At 65.1% G+C, this 16,848-nt stretch carries 14 protein-coding genes; 10 read left to right on the top strand and 4 right to left on the bottom strand.

Annotated features, from left to right (window positions below):
* Positions 1-154: 154 nt before the first annotated feature.
* From JQ616_RS31325 to JQ616_RS31340, 4 genes are read right to left on the bottom strand one after another with little or no spacing between them, the layout of a single operon-like run.
* Positions 155-892: a response regulator gene (locus JQ616_RS31325; RefSeq protein WP_212021435.1), complete on the bottom strand. Its 738-nt coding sequence runs from the start codon at positions 890-892 to the stop codon at positions 155-157.
* Entirely contained in the window at positions 889-2,640 is a 1,752-nt protein-coding gene (locus JQ616_RS31330) for an ATP-binding response regulator (RefSeq protein WP_212021437.1), read from the bottom strand. The genes JQ616_RS31325 and JQ616_RS31330 overlap by 4 nt, the downstream gene beginning before the upstream one ends.
* Positions 2,610-4,676 (bottom strand): sensor histidine kinase, encoded by a 2,067-nt coding sequence (locus JQ616_RS31335; RefSeq protein WP_212021711.1) that lies wholly within the window; start codon positions 4,674-4,676, stop codon positions 2,610-2,612. Before JQ616_RS31335 ends, JQ616_RS31330 begins: the two co-directional genes overlap by 31 nt.
* Before the next feature lie 34 nt (positions 4,677-4,710).
* Entirely contained in the window at positions 4,711-5,700 is a 990-nt protein-coding gene (locus JQ616_RS31340; protein WP_212021439.1) for a TRAP transporter substrate-binding protein, read from the bottom strand.
* A 218-nt stretch (positions 5,701-5,918) separates the two neighbouring features.
* On the opposite strand from JQ616_RS31340, the gene ugpB reads away from it, so the two are divergent.
* The 10 genes from ugpB to JQ616_RS31390 all read left to right on the top strand — a co-directional run bounded on the left by ugpB (position 5,919) and on the right by JQ616_RS31390 (position 16,801).
* Entirely contained in the window at positions 5,919-7,217 is a 1,299-nt protein-coding gene (gene ugpB / locus JQ616_RS31345; protein WP_283812692.1) for a sn-glycerol-3-phosphate ABC transporter substrate-binding protein UgpB, read from the top strand.
* Between the two features lie 229 nt (positions 7,218-7,446).
* Positions 7,447-8,394: an aminoglycoside phosphotransferase family protein gene (locus JQ616_RS31350; protein WP_212021442.1), complete on the top strand. Its 948-nt coding sequence runs from the start codon at positions 7,447-7,449 to the stop codon at positions 8,392-8,394.
* 239 nt (positions 8,395-8,633) lie between these two features.
* Positions 8,634-10,256 carry an ABC transporter substrate-binding protein gene (locus JQ616_RS31355; RefSeq protein WP_212021444.1) on the top strand — a complete coding sequence of 541 codons (1,623 nt, stop codon included), beginning with the start codon at positions 8,634-8,636 and terminating at the stop codon, positions 10,254-10,256.
* Positions 10,257-10,263: 7 nt separating this feature from the next.
* Positions 10,264-11,277 carry an ABC transporter permease gene (locus tag JQ616_RS31360; protein WP_050626897.1) on the top strand — a complete coding sequence of 338 codons (1,014 nt, stop codon included), beginning with the start codon at positions 10,264-10,266 and terminating at the stop codon, positions 11,275-11,277.
* 4 nt (positions 11,278-11,281) lie between these two features.
* Complete coding sequence (locus JQ616_RS31365; RefSeq protein WP_212021446.1) at positions 11,282-12,181, top strand: ABC transporter permease; 900 nt, start codon at positions 11,282-11,284, stop codon at positions 12,179-12,181.
* Between the two features lie 97 nt (positions 12,182-12,278).
* Positions 12,279-14,054, top strand: a complete 1,776-nt coding sequence (locus tag JQ616_RS31370) for a dipeptide ABC transporter ATP-binding protein (protein ID WP_212021448.1) — start codon at positions 12,279-12,281, stop codon at positions 14,052-14,054.
* 19 nt (positions 14,055-14,073) lie between these two features.
* The gene (locus tag JQ616_RS31375) at positions 14,074-14,253 is read left to right on the top strand and encodes a DUF4089 domain-containing protein (protein WP_212021450.1); all 180 of its coding nucleotides are present in this window, start codon (positions 14,074-14,076) and stop codon (positions 14,251-14,253) included.
* 7 nt (positions 14,254-14,260) lie between these two features.
* Positions 14,261-15,658: an AtzE family amidohydrolase gene (locus JQ616_RS31380; protein ID WP_249137500.1), complete on the top strand. Its 1,398-nt coding sequence runs from the start codon at positions 14,261-14,263 to the stop codon at positions 15,656-15,658.
* A gap of 1 nt (position 15,659) precedes the next feature.
* Entirely contained in the window at positions 15,660-16,052 is a 393-nt protein-coding gene (gene hpxZ, locus JQ616_RS31385) for an oxalurate catabolism protein HpxZ (protein ID WP_212021452.1), read from the top strand.
* Positions 16,053-16,069: 17 nt separating this feature from the next.
* Complete coding sequence (locus JQ616_RS31390) at positions 16,070-16,801, top strand: GntR family transcriptional regulator (RefSeq protein WP_212021454.1); 732 nt, start codon at positions 16,070-16,072, stop codon at positions 16,799-16,801.
* The last annotated feature ends 47 nt before the right edge of the window (positions 16,802-16,848 follow it).

The raw sequence follows: 16,848 nt of genomic DNA on the forward strand, positions 1-16,848 counted from the left end.
TGGGTGTGCCGCACAGCCATTTGTCGTCCTGGCGAAAGCCAGGACCCATTACCCCAAATGGGTATTGTTTGAGCTCGCTGTGGCCCCAGCCTTTTCCAACCCGAGCGGTCGTGGTTATGGGTCCTGGCTTTCGCCAGGACGACATCGAGGATGATTAAGCCTTATCCCCGGTCGGCGAGAACAGATAGCCGCCGCCGCGGATGGTGCGGATCACGGATGGCTTGGTCGGATCGAATTCGATCTTGCGGCGGATCCGCATGATGCGCAGGTCGACGGCGCGGTCGAAGGCTTCAGCGTCGCGCGCATTGGCGAGTTCCAAAAGCCGCTCTCGCGACAGCACCCGCTTCGGGTTGGCCGCGAACACCTTGAGCAGGCCGAATTCGGAGGCGGTCAGCGGATGCTCGTTGCCTTCGTCGTCGCGCAGCGCCTGGGCCTCGAGGTCGAGCCATTTGGTGCCGAACCGCACCAGCTGCTCCTTCTCGGCCTTGCTACCAGCCGGTTCCGGCGCGGCTGATTTGGCCGGCCCGCTCCGCCGCAGCACCGAGCGGATCCGCGCCATCAGCTCCCGCAATTCGCAGGGCTTGGCGACGTAATCGTCAGCGCCGAGCTCGAGCCCGACCACCCGGTCGATCGGGCTGGCAGTAGCTGTCAGCATGATGACGGGGACGTTGATCTTGCTCTTGAGGTCGCGAATGATCGACAGCCCGTCTTCCTCGGGCATGTTGAGGTCCAGCACCACCAGATCGGGCGTGCTGCTCTCGATCTCCTTGCGCAGGCTCTTGCCGCCGTCGCACAGCGTCACGCCGAAGCCGTGCATCTTGAGGTAATCGCCGACCATCTCGCGGGCCGGCGCCTCGTCGTCGACGATGAAGATATGCGGGTTCTGGTTCATGTCTCTGTCGCCGGCAGTGTAACCGTAAAGGTCGACCCCTGTCCGGGGCCCGGGCTCTCTGCGGTCACATGGCCGCCATGCATGTCGATGATGCGCTTGACGATGGAGAGGCCGAGGCCGGTCGAGCTCTCGCCCGCGGTCGGCTTGGCCGACAGCCGCTGGAACCGGCCGAACAGCCGGCTGAGATCCTCGGGGCTGAGGCCGGGGCCCTGATCGACGATCCGGATCACCGTGTCGTCGCCCTCATGGTTGACCGAGACCGTGATCTTGCCGCCGATCGGCGAATATTTGATGGCGTTGCTGACCAGATTGTCGATCGCCTCGCGGATCCGGTCGGCGTCGCACATCGTGACGAACTGCTGCGGCCCCGAGACCGAGATGCTCTGCTGCTTGTTGACGGCCGAGGGCAGATTGGCCTCGGTGACCTCGTTGACCAGCGCCGCGACATCGACCGGCTCGCGGCGGATGGTGATGTCGAACGCGTCGGCCATCGCGTCCGAGATCAGATGGTCGACCATCGAGGTCAGCCGCTTGGTGGCATCGCGGATGTGCTCGACCTGCGCGGTGACGTTTTCCTTCGGCGAGCCGGCGCCGATCAGTTCGGTCAGCATCTCGGTGCGGCCGAGGATCACGCCGAGTGGGTTCTTCAGATCGTGGGCGACGGTGCCGAGGATCTCGTTCTTGAAGCCGTTGGCGCGTTGCAGCCGCAGCCACTGCGCCGACAGCCGCCGGTTGGCCTGCATCAGCGCGCGGGTACGCTGCACGACGCGGTCCTCGAGCTGGGTGTTGGCCTCGTGCAGCTGCTGGTAGAGGATCACATTGTCGAACGCGATCGACAGCCGGCTCGAGAAGATCTCGACCAGCGCGCGGTCGGTGTCGGAGAGCTGGCGCTCGGCCTGCAGCAGCACCACGACCTCGCGGCCGCTGCCGGTGCGCGAATAGAGCACGCTGCGATGGTCGGCGAACTCGTTCTTGCGGGCCTGGAAGGCGGCCTCCACCATGTGGCGCAGATCGGGATCGAGCGCCTTCGACGAGGTGGTGCCGATGAAGCGGCTGTAGCAGCCCGAACAGGCCAGCACCGAGAAATCGCAGGCGGCGGCGTTGCCGTTGCCGTCGTCGCGCAGCACCAGGATGCCGGCGCAATCGACGTTGAGCAGCGAGGCGAGCTGGGTCAGCACGCCCTCGGCGAGCCGCTGCATCGACTTGAAGTCGTACAGCGTCGAGGCGGCGTCGATGATGATCTCGAGCCCGCGCCGCGTCTGCACCATGCGCTCGAGCTGCTGGTAGCTGCGCAGCGCTGCGGTCAGCGAGGTGAACAGCTTGTCGGCGGTGAGCTCGGTCTTCGCCTTGTAGTCGTTGATGTCGTACTGCACGATGACGCGGCGCTCGGGCGCCTGGCCGGGCTGGCCGGTGCGCAGGATGATGCGGACGGTCTCGTTCCTGATCTCGTTGCGGATGTATTCGACGAGCTCGAGGCCGGCGACGTCGGTCTCCATGATGACGTCGAGCAGCACGGCCGCGATGTCGGGATTGTCCCGCATCAGCGTGCGGCCTTCGGCCGCGGAGTAGGCCGACAGGATTTCGAGCGTCGCGCCGTTCAGGTTGTAGTCGCTGAGCGCGAAACGGGTGCCTTCATGGACGGCATGATCGTCGTCGATGACGGCGATCTTCCATTTGCGGGCCGACGAGTCCTCCGGGGGGCTCTCGGTATCGTCGATCAGTTGGAGGACATCGTCCTGTTCGGCCATTGACTGCTTCCGTCGGCTGCTGCGTCAGTGATCGTGGGCTGTCCGATGGCAGCCCCCTTGGCGATCCTGGGCATGATAATGCGAAAAGTTGTGCCTTGTCCTACCCTTGACTCCAGCATCATGCGTCCGCCGAGCTGCTGGGTGACCAGGTTATAGACGATATGCAGGCCGAGGCCCGTACCACCTTCGTTGCGCCGCGTCGTAAAGAACGGGTCGAACGCCTGTCGCTGCACGTCCGGCGTCATGCCAGCCCCGTCGTCCGCGAAGATGATCTCGACATCATCAGCGCCGCGCCCGCGCGCCGAGATCGTGATGTTGCCGGAGCGGCCATCGGCAAAGGCATGATTGACGGCGTTCAGGAAAAGATTGGTTAAGATCTGGCCATAGGCGCCGGGATAGCCGTCGATCATGAGCCCCTCGGGCACGTCGACGGACAGCGCGATCGAGGCCTTCTTCAGCACCGGCCGCAGGCTCGCCACGATCTGGTCGGTCGATTCACTCAAGGCGAACTGCCGCCGCTCGGCATGCGAGCGGTCGACCGCGACCTGCTTGAACGACTGGATCAGCTCGCCGGCGCGCTGCAGGTTGGAGACCAGTTGCTGCGATGCGTCACGCGAGGCGCGCACGAATTCGTCGAGCTTGGAGCGGCGCAGCGGCTCGGTCCTGAGGTCGCTCTCGAAGATCTCGCTGCGGCGGGCAAAGCTCGAGGCCACCGTCAGGCTGATGCCGATCGGGTTGTTGACCTCGTGGGCGACGCCGGCGACCAGGCCGCCGAGCGCGGCGAGGCGCTCGGCATCGATCAGGTTCTGCTGCGCGGCGTTGAGCTCGAGCAGCGCGCTCTCGGCCTTTTCCTTGGCGGTGCGCAGCTCGTCCTCGGTCTTGCGCTTGGCGATCGCGTTTTCGCGGAAGACTTCCACCGCGCGCGCCATGGCGCCGACCTCGTCCTTGGCCGAGGTGCCCTGCACGGGACGGTCGAGATCGCCCGAGGTGATGTTGCGCATCGCCGCCATGATCTGCGCCAGCGGCAGCCGGATCGAGAGCGCTATCATGACGCCGGCCGACATGATGACGCCGAGGAAGATCACGGCGATCGACATCACGCGGCGCGAGATCGACGCCAGCGTCCGGTCGAAGGTCTCCTGCGCCTTTTGCTCGCGCTGGCGCATCTTCACCGAGAGATCGTCGATCGCGCCGATCGCATCGGCCTGGCTGGCGTCGATCGAGTTGCGCAACAGATCGGTGCGGTTGGTGAGCTGGTCGCTGAGCTTGCCGAGCCCGTCGCGCAGCTCGGCGGTCTTGACCTTGAGCCGCGCCAGAGCCATGCGCTGCAAATCGTTCTCGGCCAGATCGGTCATGACGGGAATCGTCCGCTCGATCGTATCGATGTTGCGGCGGGCTTCCTCGGCCGACGACGAGGCAAGCGAGAGGTAGTAGGCGTTGGCGGCAACCAAGAGCGAGGTGAAGGCTTCGCGCGATTTGCCGAGCGCGGGCCAGATCAGCGCGTCGCGATGGCCGGTGGCGCCCTCGATGATCGAATACAGCCCGGCCATGTCCTTGGTCGGCGACAGCACCTGCTCGTCATAGGTCTTGGCGATCTGGGTCTGCACGGTGCGCAATTCGCCGAAGCCGTCGAGGAAGCGGCTGGTGACGCGCTCCAGCTGCTCGACCGAGCCCGACAGCATCGGGTCGGTCGAGGCCCGGTTGGTCAGGGTGCCGAGCACCGCCTCGCGCAGCAGCAGGATTTCCGCGAACAGGTCCGGGCTCGGCTGGTTGATGTAGCGGTGGATCAGGTTCTGCAGCCGACTGGTCTCGCTTTCCAGCTTGGCCAGGATCTTGTCGGATTCCCGCACCTGGCGGACGTCCTCCCAGGCCGACCCGAGCACCTTCGCGCCGTTCCAGATCAGCACCGCCAGCACGATCACGACCGCGGAGTTGAGCAGCGCGATCGACAGGATACGCCAGCGGATCGGCACCGCACGCAGCAACTGGACGATGCGGAAGCGGCCCTGCGGCCCGAAGGCCGCCCGCCGTCGCATCGTTCCGTTCTGCTTTGGTGTGTCCAAGATCCGGTTACTCCATGTTGCGGATGCGTTCGATCAGTGCTGCCATCGCCGGATCGCTTTCCGCCTTGGCATAGACGCCGGCCATCGCCGCCTCGAACGGCTTGCGGTCGAAATCGGTCACGACCTTGACGCCGGCCTGCTCGGCCTGCTTGCGCGAACGTTCCTCGAGCTCCCGCCATTTCTCGCGCATGTAGAGGCTGGAGCGCTGCGCGGCTTCGCGGAAGATGGTCTGCTCATCCGGCGTGAGACTGGCCCAGGCTTTCTGCGACATCACCAGCACCTCCGGGCTCACGGTATGCTGGGTCAGGGTGTAGTAGCCGGCGTATTTGTAGTGACCGGTGGTGACGAAAGACGGCCAGTTGTTCTCCGCGCCGTCGATCAACCGGTTGGCAAGGCCGGTCAGCACCTGGCCGTAGGCCATCTCGACCGGCTGGGCGCCGAGCGCGCGGATCATGTCCGACATCTGCGCCGATTGCTGCACGCGTATCCGCAATCCCTTGAGGTCGTCGAGCGAGCGCACCGGGCGGACGCTGTTGTAGATCGAGCGGGCGCCGGAATCGTAGAAAGCCAGCCCGACAAAGCCGTAGGGCTCGAAGCTGTTCAGGATCTCGTTGCCGATCGGTCCGTCCAGCACATGTTGCAGGTGCTCAAGCGATCGAAACAGGAACGGCATCGCCAGCACGTTCACGGAGGGCACCATGGTTCCGATCAGCGCGACATTGGTCCGGTTCAGATCGATCGCGCCGACCCGGGTCTGTTCCAGCGTCTCCTTTTCCTCGCCGAGCTGGCGGGAATGGAAGACCACGACGCGGTGCTTGCCGCCGGTGCGCTCAGTGATCAGGCGGCCCATGTAGTTCAGCGCCTGGACGGTCGGATAGTCCTCATTCTGGGTATCGGCGGTGCGGAATTCGCGCGCCAAAGCGCTCGCCGAGACCGCTGTGCACAACAGCGCGACGGCAAGCGTGACGATCCGCGAAAGGCCGGCGCGGCGGTACACAGGCTACAATTCCCCTTGTGATGTGTGTCCAGGGCGGGCGCAAAAGGTTCAGCGCTTTTTTAGCAGAATGGCGCTGGTTCGCCCATCGGCTAAAACGTTAATCTGGCCCTGCAACCTGCGGTGTCGATTGAATCTGTGGTTGTAGCGCCGTATGAGGGCGTGTTGGCACCCGGGAACAGCTCGTCGTGAAATTCACTTTCAAGCTCGCCTCCAAGCTCCTGCATCTCGTCGTCGCAGCCCTTCTGCTGATCTCGCCGGCGCGCGCGGCAACCGAGATCATGTGGTGGCATGCGATGTCGGGCGAGCTCGGCAAGCAGCTCGAGAAGCTCGCCGCCGACTTCAACGCCTCGCAATCGGACTACCGGATCGTGCCCACCTACAAGGGCAATTACACCGAGACCGTCACCGCGGCGATCTTCGCCTTCCGCTCGCGCAGCCAGCCGGCAATCGTCCAGGTCAACGAGATTGCCACCGCAACCATGATGGCGGCGCGTGGCGCGATCTATCCGGTGTACGAGCTGATGCGCGACCAATCGGAGGCGTTCAACCCACAAGCCTATCTGCCCGCGGTGGCCGGCTATTATGCCGATGTCGACGGCAACATGCTGTCGTTCCCGTTCAATGCCTCGACGCCGATCCTGTACTACAACAAGGATATGTTCCGCTCGGCCGGGCTCGATCCGAGCCAGCCGCCGAAGACCTGGCCGGAGCTCGGCACGATGGCGAAACGGCTGCGCGCGGCCGGTGCGATGTGCGGCGTGACGACGTCATGGCCGTCCTGGATCAATGTCGAGAATTTTTCCGCGTTCCACAATCTGCCGCTCGCAACCAAGGCCAACGGCTTTGCCGGGCTCGATGCGCAGCTGATCTTCAACAATCCGCTGGTGATCCGCCACATCGCGCAGCTCGCGCAATGGCAGGCCGACAAGACCTTCGACTATAGCGGCCGCGGGCAGGCGGCCGAGCCGCGCTTCCAGAAGGGCGAGTGCGGCATCTTCATCGGCTCGTCGGGCACGCGCGCCGACATCAAGGCCAATTCCAAATTCGAAGTCGGCTACGGCATGATGCCGTACGATCCCGACGTCCAGGGCGCGCCGCAGAACTCGATCATCGGCGGCGCGACGCTGTGGGTGCTGCGCGACCGGCCGCGCGCCGAATATGCCGGCGTGGCAAAGTTCTTCGCCTATCTGTCGCGGCCCGAGGTGCAGGCCGCCTGGCACCAGAACACGGGCTATCTGCCGATCACCCGCGCCGCGTTCGATCTCACCCGCGCGCAGGGCTTCTATGATGGCAATCCTGGCGCCTCGATCTCGATCGAGGAGGTCACGCTGAAGCCGCCGACCGACAATTCCAAGGGCATTCGCCTCGGCTCGTTCGTGCTGGTTCGCGACGTGATCGAGGAGGAGCTCGAACAGGTGTTCGCCGGCAAGCGCTCGGCGCAGGCCGCGATGGACAACGCCGTCGAGCGCGGCAACCGCCTGCTGCGCCAGTTCGAGCGCGCCAATCCGGACCGGTGAGGGGGCCGTCTGGTTTGCTCAACTGCTTCCCCATCGTCCTGACGGCATATGAACCGGTGACTCATACGCGGGGCCAAGCATTCAGCGTCGTCCTGGCGAATGCCAGGACCCATTACCCCAGCCCTTTGTTGTTGCGCGATGCTGGAGCCACGATCCTGCTCACAATCAAATTCGGTGGTTATGGGTCCTGGCTTTCGCCAGGACGACAGCGTTGAGAGGCCGCGCGCACATGCACCTTCCCCCGCTGACCGACTACGACACCTACCGCGCCTGGCGCGGCGACAGCTCGCGCTGGCTGCCGGTCGCGCGCGAGATCGCCGATGGCCACGGGCTGTCGTGGGGCACGCCGCATGTGTTCGCGACCGGCACCAATCTCGTCGTCGGGCTTGATGGCAACCTGATCCTGAAGCTGTTCCCGCCATTCCTGCGCCCGCAATTCATCTCCGAACGCGGTGCGCTGGCGGAGCTGCATGGAAGGCTCGGCATTCCGATTCCCGACCTCGTCGCGGAGGGCGAGCGTGACGGCTGGCCGTATCTCGTCATCACGCACCTCGGCGGCACCGTCGGCTCGGAGGTCTGGCCATCGCTGTCGGAAGCCGAGCGGGAGCGCGTGCTGGCCGAGATCGGCGCCGTGATCGCCGACGTGCAGCGCGTGCCGCCCGGCAGCCTGCGGACGTTCGGGCAGCCCTGGGAGGCCTTCCTGCGCGGGCAGATCGCGCAGTGCCGGGCGCGGCACCAGCGGCTCGGTCTACCGGCGAAATTCCTCACCTCGCTCGACGATCTCCTGCGCGACGCCACTGAGCTGATCCCGATGAAAGCGCCGCCGGTGATCCTGACCGGCGAGTACATTCCGGAAAATTTCCTGCTCGGGCGCCGGGCCGACGGCTGGCATGTCGCCGGCCTGTTCGACTTCGGTGACGTCCGAACCGGATGGGGCGAGTACGACCTGCTCGGCCCCAGCGCCTTCATGGCCGCCGGGCATCCGCGTCGGGTGCAGAGCCTGTTCGACGGCTTCGGCATCCCGCGCAGCGAGGTGAATTTCACGCTGAAGCGGCGGCTGATGGCGCTGATGATGCTGCACTCGGCCAGCGATCCGCTCCGGCACATCTGCATCGCGGGCTGGCCGGACCGGGTCGATGATCTCGTCCAGTTGCAGGAGCTGATCTGGCCGGACTAGCGGTCTGAATCGAGCGTCGGCCAGAAAGCGAGCAGCACCGTTGAGCTGCTCATTGATTGAGCAACAAGCTGTCCTTTGTATGCAATGGCTGACGTCGTCGGCAGCGCCAGATCAAGATACCTATGACGATTTCTGCCATCTCTACAGCTGGTTAGCTGCCTCATAAGGTTTCGTTAAGGGTTGGCACAATCCTTGCGAACTGAGTTCCAAGGCCCGTTCCCAGGGCGTTGGAGCATCACATGAAGCGTCGAGACTTCCTCAAATCGGTGTCCGGACTGGCCGCGGGGGCGCTGGCGCCGACCGCGCCGGCGATCTGGTCGCCTGCCAAAGCCGACGCCCGCTCCGAGACGCTGCTGATCGTCTCCGAAGGCGGTCCCAACAATCTCGACATCCACGGCGTCGGCACCAACGTGCCCGGCTATGAGGTGTCGTGGAATTGCTACGACCGGCTGATCAGCCACGAGATGAAGAGCGGTCCGGGCGGCGTGCCCTATTACGACCGCGACAAGTTCAAGCCCGAGCTCGCCGAGGACTTCAACATCGGCGACATGTCGGTCACCTTCAAACTGCGCAAGAACGCCAAATTCCACGACGGCGCACCGGTGACGGCGAAGGACGTCAAATGGTCGCTCGATCGCGCCGTCAGCGTCGGCGGCTTCCCGACCTTCCAGATGAGCGCGGGCTCGCTGACCAAGCCCGAGCAGTTCGTCGTCGTCGATGACCATACGGTGCGGGTCGACTTCCTGAAGAAGGACAGACTGACGATCCCCGACCTCGCTGTGATCGTGCCCTGCGTCGTCAACTCCGAGCTAGTCAAGAAGAATGCCAGCGAGAAGGATCCCTGGGGTCTCGAATTCACCAAGCAGCAGACCGCAGGCTCCGGCGCCTACAAGGTGACCAAATGGACCGCCGGCACCGAAGTCGTCATGGAGCGCAACGACGAGTGGGTCTCGGGCCCGATGCCGAAGATCAGGCGCGTGATCTGGCGCATGGTCCCGCAGGCCGGCAATCGCCGTGCGCTGCTCGAACGCGGTGATGCCGACATCTCCTACGAGCTGCCGTTCAAGGATTTTCAGGAGATGAAGGCCAACGGCAAGCTCAACGTGGTCTCGCTGCCGTTCTCCAACGGCATCCAGTATATCGGCATGAACGTCACCAAGCCGCCGTTCGACAATCCGAAGGTACGGCAGGCGATGGCCTACGCAATGCCGTATCAGAAGATCATGGATGCGGTGCTGTTCGGTCTCGCCAACCCGATGTTCGGCGCACCGAAGGACAAGCCGACCGAGGTCGCCTGGCCGCAGCCGACGAAGTATTTCACCGACATGGAGAAGGCCAAGGCGCTGCTCGCCGAAGCCGGCTACGCCAACGGCTTCGAGACCACGATCTCGTTCGACCTGAATTTCGCAGGCGTTAATGAGCCGCTCTGCGTGTTGGTGCAGGAGAGCCTGGCGCAGCTCGGCATCAAGACCACAATCAACAAGGTGCCCGGCGCCAACTGGCGCACCGAGCTCACCAAGAAGGAAATGCCGCTGTTCACCAACGTGTTCTCGGGCTGGCTCGATTACCCCGAGTACTTCTTCTACTGGTGCTATCACGGCAACAATTCGATCTTCAACACGATGAGCTACAAGTCGCCCGAGATGGACAAGCTCATCGACGGCGCGCGCATCGCGGCCGCCAATGGCGACACTGCGGCCTACGACGCCGACGTCAAGGGCTTCGTCGACCTTGCGTTTACCGACATCCCGCGCATCCCGCTCTATCAGCCCTTCGTCAACGTCGCGATGCAGAAGAACATCTCGGGCTACCAGTACTGGTTCCACCGCCGGCTGGACTATCGCGCGATGGCGAAGGGGTGAGGCGCTCATGCTGTCCCTGATCGGCAAGCGGCTGCTGTTCGCGATTCCGTCGCTGATCGGGGTGGTGATCGTGACGTTCCTCTTGACGCGTGCGCTGCCGGGCGATCCGGCGGCGTATTTCGCGGGTCCGGCGGCGACGAAGGAAGCCGTCGACCAGATCAGGAAGAAGCTCGGCTTCGACAAGCCGCTGATCGAGCAGTTCGTCCGCTACACGGGCGATCTCGCCCATGGCGATCTCGGGACCTCGCTGACCACGGGACAGCCGGTGGCCGCCGAACTGCGCAACCGCTTGCCCGCATCGGCCGAGCTCACGCTGCTTGGTCTCGTCGTCTCGATCGTGATCGCGATCCCGCTCGGCGTGCTGGCGGCGACGCGGCCAGGCTCCTGGATCGATCATCTCTGCCGCGTCACCACGACGGCCGGCGTCTCGCTGCCGGTGTTCTTCACCGGGCTGGTGCTGGTTTACGTGTTCTATTTCCGGCTCGGCTGGGCGCCCGCGCCGCTCGGCCGGCTCGACGTGTTCTACAGCGCGCCGCCGACGGTCACCGGCTTCTATCTGATCGACACGTTGATCGCGCGCGACTTCGAGGCGTTTCGTTCTGCGCTGAGTCAATTGATCCTGCCGGCGGTGACGCTTGCGATCTTCTCGCTGGCGCCGATCGCGCGCATGACGCGGGCCTCGATGCTGGCCGTGCTGGCGTCCGATTTCGTCCGCACCGCGCGCGCCAGCGGCCTATCGCCCGGCAAGGTGATCGTCACCTACGCGTTCCGCAACGCGATGCTGCCTGTGATCACCACGCTCAGCATGGTGTTCTCGTTCCTGCTGGGGGCCAACGTGCTGGTGGAGAAGGTGTTCGCCTGGCCCGGCATCGGCTCCTATGCGGTCGAGGCGCTGATCGCCTCCGACTTCGCGCCCGTGCAGGGCTTCGTGCTGACCATGGCGGTCATGTACGTGCTGCTGAATCTCCTGATCGACATCCTCTACGGCGTGATCGATCCGCGCGTCAGGCTGGAAGGGTAGAGCCATGAGCAGCGTTGCGCCGACAATTGAACCCGCAGGTCCCGCTCGCACATCGGGGCTTGCCGCGGTGCTGGAGCAGACCCGCTATGTGCTGGGCGAGAACAAGGTCACCGGCTTTGCCTTCGCGCTGCTGTTGCTGATTCTGTTTGCCGCGCTGTTCGGGCCCTACGTCGTGCCCTACGATCCGCTCGCCTCCGACACCGCGGCAGCATTGAAGCCGCCATCGGCCGCGCACTGGTTCGGCACCGATCAGCTCGGCCGCGACATCTTCAGCCGCGTCATCGTCGCAACCAGGCTCGACACCTTCATCGCGGTCGCCTCCGTCGTGCTGGTGTTCCTGATGGGCGGACTCGCCGGCATCGCCGCCGGTTATTTCGGCGGCTGGACCGACCGCATCGTCGGCCGCATCGCCGACACCATCATGGCGTTCCCGCTGTTCGTGCTGGCGATGGGCATCGTCGCGGCGCTCGGCAACACCGTGCAGAACATCATCATCGCGACCGCGATCGTGAACTTTCCGCTCTATGCCCGCGTCGCGCGCGCAGAAGCCAATGTTCGTCGCAATGCCGGCTTCGTGCAGGCGGCGCGGCTCTCCGGCAATGGCGAGTACCGCATCCTGCTCGGGCACATCCTGCCGAACATCATGCCGATCATGATCGTGCAGATGTCGTTGACCATGGGCTATGCGATCCTCAATGCCGCGGGCCTGTCCTTCATCGGCCTCGGCGTCCGGCCGCCGACCGCGGAGTGGGGCATCATGGTCGCCGAGGGCGCGGGCTTCATGGTCTCGGGCGAATGGTGGATCGCGCTATTCCCCGGCCTCGCGCTGATGATCGCGGTGTTCTGCTTCAACCTGCTCGGCGACGGCCTGCGCGACATCGTCGACCCGCAGCGGAGGACGTGATGGCTGGATCGTTACGGTGTCATGCTACCTCTTTTCTACTTTGCATGGGGTTGTTTTACGGATTTTTCGATGACGCCGCGCATCAGGGGAGGCGTGCATGACCGCCCAACCCTTGCTCGACGTCCAGGACCTCACCGTCGAATTCACCACCCGCCGCGGCATCGTCAAGGCGGTGCAGCACGTCAACATCTCCGTCGGCAAAGGCGAGACCGTCGGCATCGTCGGCGAGTCCGGCTCCGGCAAGTCGGTGACCTCTTACGCGGTGATGCGCATCCTCGATCGCGCCGGCCGCATCGCCGACGGCTCGGTGATGTTCTCCGGCATCGACGTCAAGGCGGCGACCGAAAGCCAGATGCGCGATCTGCGTGGCCGCGAAGTCTCGATGATCTTCCAGAATCCGCGCGCCGCGCTCAATCCGATCCGCAAGGTCGGGCACCAGATCGAGGACGTGCTGCGCCAGCATGTGCAGCAGGCTGTCGTCACCGATCGCGGCGAGACCGCGATCGAAGCGCTGGAGCAGGTCAAGATCGCGCGCCCGCGCGAGCGCTATCACGCCTATCCGTTCGAATTGTCCGGCGGCATGTGCCAGCGCGTCGTCATCGCACTCGCGCTCGCCTGCAATCCGCAGCTTCTGATCGCCGACGAGCCGACCACCGGCCTCGACGTCACTACCCAGAAAGCGGTGATGGATTTGATCGTCGAGCTGACGAAACGTCGGTCGATGTCGACCATCCTGATCACGCATGATCTCGGCCTCGCCGCCGCCTATTGCGACCGCGTGGTGGTGATGGAGAAGGGCCGCGTGGTCGAGACCGCGAAGTCGGCCGACATCTTCGCCGCGCCACAGCACGACTATACGAAGAAACTGATGCGCGCGACGCCGCGGCTCGGGGTGTCGCTAAGGGATCTGCTGCCGGAGGAGGAGGTGTCAAACTCTCCGCGGCAAACACCCGTCATGGCCGGGCCTGACCCGGCCATCCATCAATCTTCGCAACAAGCATCTTCGTCGATGGACCCCGGGGGCGACGAGAAGAGGCAACCCCTCCTGTCAGTCGAAAAGCTCGTCAAGGAATATCCTCGCCAGGGCGCCGGCTCGGTGCTCACAAAACTGTTCGGCCGCAAGCCGCCGGTCGAAGAGGAGCTCTTCCGCGCCGTCGACCGCATCAGTTTCCAGATCGACCATGGCGAGAGCGTCGGCCTGGTCGGCGAATCCGGCTGCGGCAAGTCGACGACGTCGATGATGGTGATGCGGCTGTTGGACCAGACCTCCGGCCGCATCGTGTTCGACGGCGAGGACATCGGCGGCATCCTGCCGCAGTCCTTTGCGCGGCTGCCGCGGCGCAGCCAAATCCAGATGGTGTTCCAGGATCCGACAGACAGCCTCAACCCGCGCTTCACCGCGGCGCGCGCCATCGCCGACCCGATCATGCAGCTCGGCGACATCAGGGGGCGTGATGCGCTGCGCGACCGCTGCGAGGAGCTGGCGCGGCTGGTCGGCCTGCCGGTCAATCTGCTCGACCGCTTTCCGCATCAGCTGTCCGGCGGCCAGAAGGCCCGCGTCGGCATCGCACGCGCGATCGCGCTGCACCCGAAGCTCGTGATCCTCGACGAGCCGACCGCGGCGCTCGATGTGTCGGTGCAGGCGGTGGTGCTCAATCTGTTGCAGGATCTCAAGCAGTCGATGGGCATGAGCTATCTGTTCGTGTCGCACGATCTCAACGTGGTGCGCCTGCTGTGTGATCGCGTCATCGTGATGCGCGCCGGCCGCATCGTCGAGCAGGGCACATCCGAACACGTCTTGGGCAATCCGCAGGATGCCTATACAAAGGAGCTGCTGACGGCGATCCCGCATCCGCCGTTGCCGGTGGCCTGAGAAACTCATTGGGAGCGAAATGACGGATCATCTCGACGACTACATGAACGCGGTTGCCCGCGCGATGGCGCTGCCGCTGGAAGACGCCTGGCGTCCCGCGGTGCGTGCCAATCTCGAGGTCTCGCTGCGGCTGGCAAAGCTGGTCGATGACCTCCCGCTGCCCGATGACGTCGTCTCGGCCGCCGTCTATTCGACCTGAGATCGCGATGCCTGAAACTCCCGCTTTCATGTCGGCCGCCGAGATCGCGCAGGCCGTATCAAGCCGCAAAATGTCAGCACTTGCCGCGACCGAGGCTGCGCTCGCGCGCATCGCGGCGCACGACAAGGTGCTCAACGCCTTCACCGACGTCACCGCCGATCGCGCGCGCGCCAAGGCGAAGGCGATCGACGCCGCCATTGCGGCGGGGCAATCGGTCGGCCCGCTCGCCGGCGTGCCCTTCGCGGTGAAGAACCTGTTCGACGTGCAGGGGCTCTCGACCCGCGCCGGCTCGAAGATCAACCGCGACCTGCCGCCGTCGTCGCGCGACGCCGCGCTGATCGAGCGGATGGAAGCGGCCGGCGCCGTATTGGTCGGCGCGCTCAACATGGGCGAATACGCCTACGACTTCACGGGCGAGAACGTGCATGACGGCCCGTCGCGCAATCCGCACGATCCGACGCGGATGACCGGAGGCTCGTCGGGCGGCTCCGGCAGCGCCGTCGGCGGCGCGCTGGTGCCGATCGCGCTCGGCTCCGACACCAACGGCTCGATCCGGGTGCCGTCGTCGTTCTGCGGCACGTTCGGCCTGAAGCCGACCTATGGAAGGCTATCGCGCGCGCGCTCCTATCCGTTCGTCGCGAGCCTCGATCATCTCGGTCCGCTGGCGCGCAGCGTGAAGGATCTCGCGCTCGCCTATGACGCGATGCAGGGACCTGATGGCGATGATCCAGGCTGCATCGTGCAGTCGGTCGAGCCGACCGTGCCGTTGCTGGCGAATGATGTCCGCGGGCTGCGGATCGCGATCGCCGGCGGCTATTTCCAGCAGAACCTGTTTCCGGAGGCGGTCGAAGCGGTCGCGCGCGTCGCCAAGGCGCTCGGTGCCACGCGGACCGTCGAATTGCCGGAAGCCGCGCGTGCCCGCGCTGCGGCCTACATCATCACCACGACCGAAGGCGCCGCGCTGCATCTCGACCGGTTGCGCAAGCGTCCGAATGATTTCGATCCCGCGGTGCGTGATCGCTTCATTGCGGGCGCGATGGTGCCGGCGGTCTATGTCGACAAGGCGCAGAAATTTCGCCGTTGGTTCCGCACCAGGATGCTGGAGCTGTTCCAGTCGGTCGACGTGATCCTGGCGCCGGCGACGCCGTGTACGGCACCGAAGCTCGGTCAGGTCAATTTCACGCTCGATGGCGTCGAGCTTCCGGTGCGCGCCAATATCGGCATCCATACCCAGCCGATCTCCTTCATCGGCCTGCCCGTCGTGGCCGTGCCGGTGCCGCTCGAGCCGTTGCCGATCGGCGTGCAGATCATCGCCGCGCCCTGGCGTGAGGACATCGCGCTGCGGGTCGCCTATGCTCTGGAACAGATGGGCGTTGCGGCCGCGCCGGCGCCGAGAGGACTCTGATATGGAAATCGATCTTCCCGACGTGGTCGCCGAGGTCACCGCCCAGTTCCAGCGCTATGAAAAGGCGCTGGTGTCGAACGACGTCGCCGTGCTCGACGAGCTGTTCCGCAACGATAGCCGCACGCTGCGTTACGGCATCGGCGAGAACCTTTATGGCTACGCCGAGATCATGGCGTTTCGCGCCGGGCGCTCTCCGGTCGGTCTGATGCGCAAGATCGACCGCACCGTGATCACGGCCTATGGCCGCGACACCGCGATCGCCTCGACGCTGTTCTACCGGGACAGCACTCCGGGTAGGGTGGGGCGGCAGATGCAGACCTGGATTCGCTTCCCTGAGGGCTGGAGAATCGTCGCGGCCCATGTCAGCGTCATCGACGAGCCCAAAGGCGTTTGAACACGAGCGCTTGAACCATGAGCCTGGACGATCTTCCGACCCGCCCGCCACAGCCGGCCGAGTCCGAGCCGGTGGTGCCGCGCGTCGATCGCCCGTCGTCGCTGGTCGACAAGATCACCCGCGCCGAAGAGCTGCGCCTGCAACTCGCCGACGAGATCGTGCGCGGCACACTGCCGCCCGGTGCAGGCCTCGACGAGACCGATCTTGCGCGCCGGTTCAATGTGTCGCGCACGCCGGTGCGGGAGGCGCTGCGACAGCTTGCCGCCAGCGGGCTCATTGATGCCCGCGCGCATCGTGGCGCGGTGGTGGCGCGGCCCTCGCTGGAGCGGCTCACCGGCATGTTCGAGGCGATGGCCGAGCTGGAAGCGATGTGCGCCGGCCTTGCCGCCGAGCGGATGACACCGGCCGAGCGTCACGCGCTGGAAGCGATCCATGAGGAGCTGCGGGTGTTGAGCTACACCGGCAATCCCGAGCGCTTCCACGAGGTCAATGAGCGGTTCCACAACGCGATCTATGCCGGCTCGCAGAACGCCTATATCGCCGAGATCACCCTGGCGACGCGGGTGCGGGTGCAGCCGTTCCGCCGCGCCCAGTTCCGCAACCTCGGGCGTTTGGCGAAGTCGCACGCCGAGCACGACCGCGTCGTCGTCGCCATCCTGCGCGGCGACAAGCAAGGCGCTGCGGCCGCGATGCGCGCCCATATCGAGCAGGTGCGCGGCGAATACGAGACCTACGCGGTGTCGGTGTAAGTCTTCTTACCTCTCCCCGCAAGAGCGGGGCGAGGGAGCGCACTGAC

This window comes from Bradyrhizobium tropiciagri (assembly GCF_018130545.1).
GTDB lineage: Bacteria > Pseudomonadota > Alphaproteobacteria > Rhizobiales > Xanthobacteraceae > Bradyrhizobium > Bradyrhizobium tropiciagri_A.

What these genes read in the sequence shown, in the direction of transcription:
- JQ616_RS31325 (WP_212021435.1), bottom strand. Translation starts at nt 892, where the DNA reads ATGAACCAGAACCCGCATATCTTCATCGTCGACGACGAGGCGCCGGCC.
- JQ616_RS31330 (WP_212021437.1), bottom strand. Translation starts at nt 2,640, where the DNA reads ATGGCCGAACAGGACGATGTCCTCCAACTGATCGACGATACCGAGAGC.
- JQ616_RS31335 (WP_212021711.1), bottom strand. Translation starts at nt 4,676, where the DNA reads ATGCGACGGCGGGCGGCCTTCGGGCCGCAGGGCCGCTTCCGCATCGTC.
- JQ616_RS31350 (WP_212021442.1), top strand. Translation starts at nt 7,447, where the DNA reads ATGCACCTTCCCCCGCTGACCGACTACGACACCTACCGCGCCTGGCGC.
- JQ616_RS31355 (WP_212021444.1), top strand. Translation starts at nt 8,634, where the DNA reads ATGAAGCGTCGAGACTTCCTCAAATCGGTGTCCGGACTGGCCGCGGGG.
- JQ616_RS31360 (WP_050626897.1), top strand. Translation starts at nt 10,264, where the DNA reads ATGCTGTCCCTGATCGGCAAGCGGCTGCTGTTCGCGATTCCGTCGCTG.
- JQ616_RS31365 (WP_212021446.1), top strand. Translation starts at nt 11,282, where the DNA reads ATGAGCAGCGTTGCGCCGACAATTGAACCCGCAGGTCCCGCTCGCACA.
- JQ616_RS31370 (WP_212021448.1), top strand. Translation starts at nt 12,279, where the DNA reads ATGACCGCCCAACCCTTGCTCGACGTCCAGGACCTCACCGTCGAATTC.
- JQ616_RS31375 (WP_212021450.1), top strand. Translation starts at nt 14,074, where the DNA reads ATGACGGATCATCTCGACGACTACATGAACGCGGTTGCCCGCGCGATG.
- JQ616_RS31380 (WP_249137500.1), top strand. Translation starts at nt 14,261, where the DNA reads ATGCCTGAAACTCCCGCTTTCATGTCGGCCGCCGAGATCGCGCAGGCC.
- hpxZ (WP_212021452.1), top strand. Translation starts at nt 15,660, where the DNA reads ATGGAAATCGATCTTCCCGACGTGGTCGCCGAGGTCACCGCCCAGTTC.
- JQ616_RS31390 (WP_212021454.1), top strand. Translation starts at nt 16,070, where the DNA reads ATGAGCCTGGACGATCTTCCGACCCGCCCGCCACAGCCGGCCGAGTCC.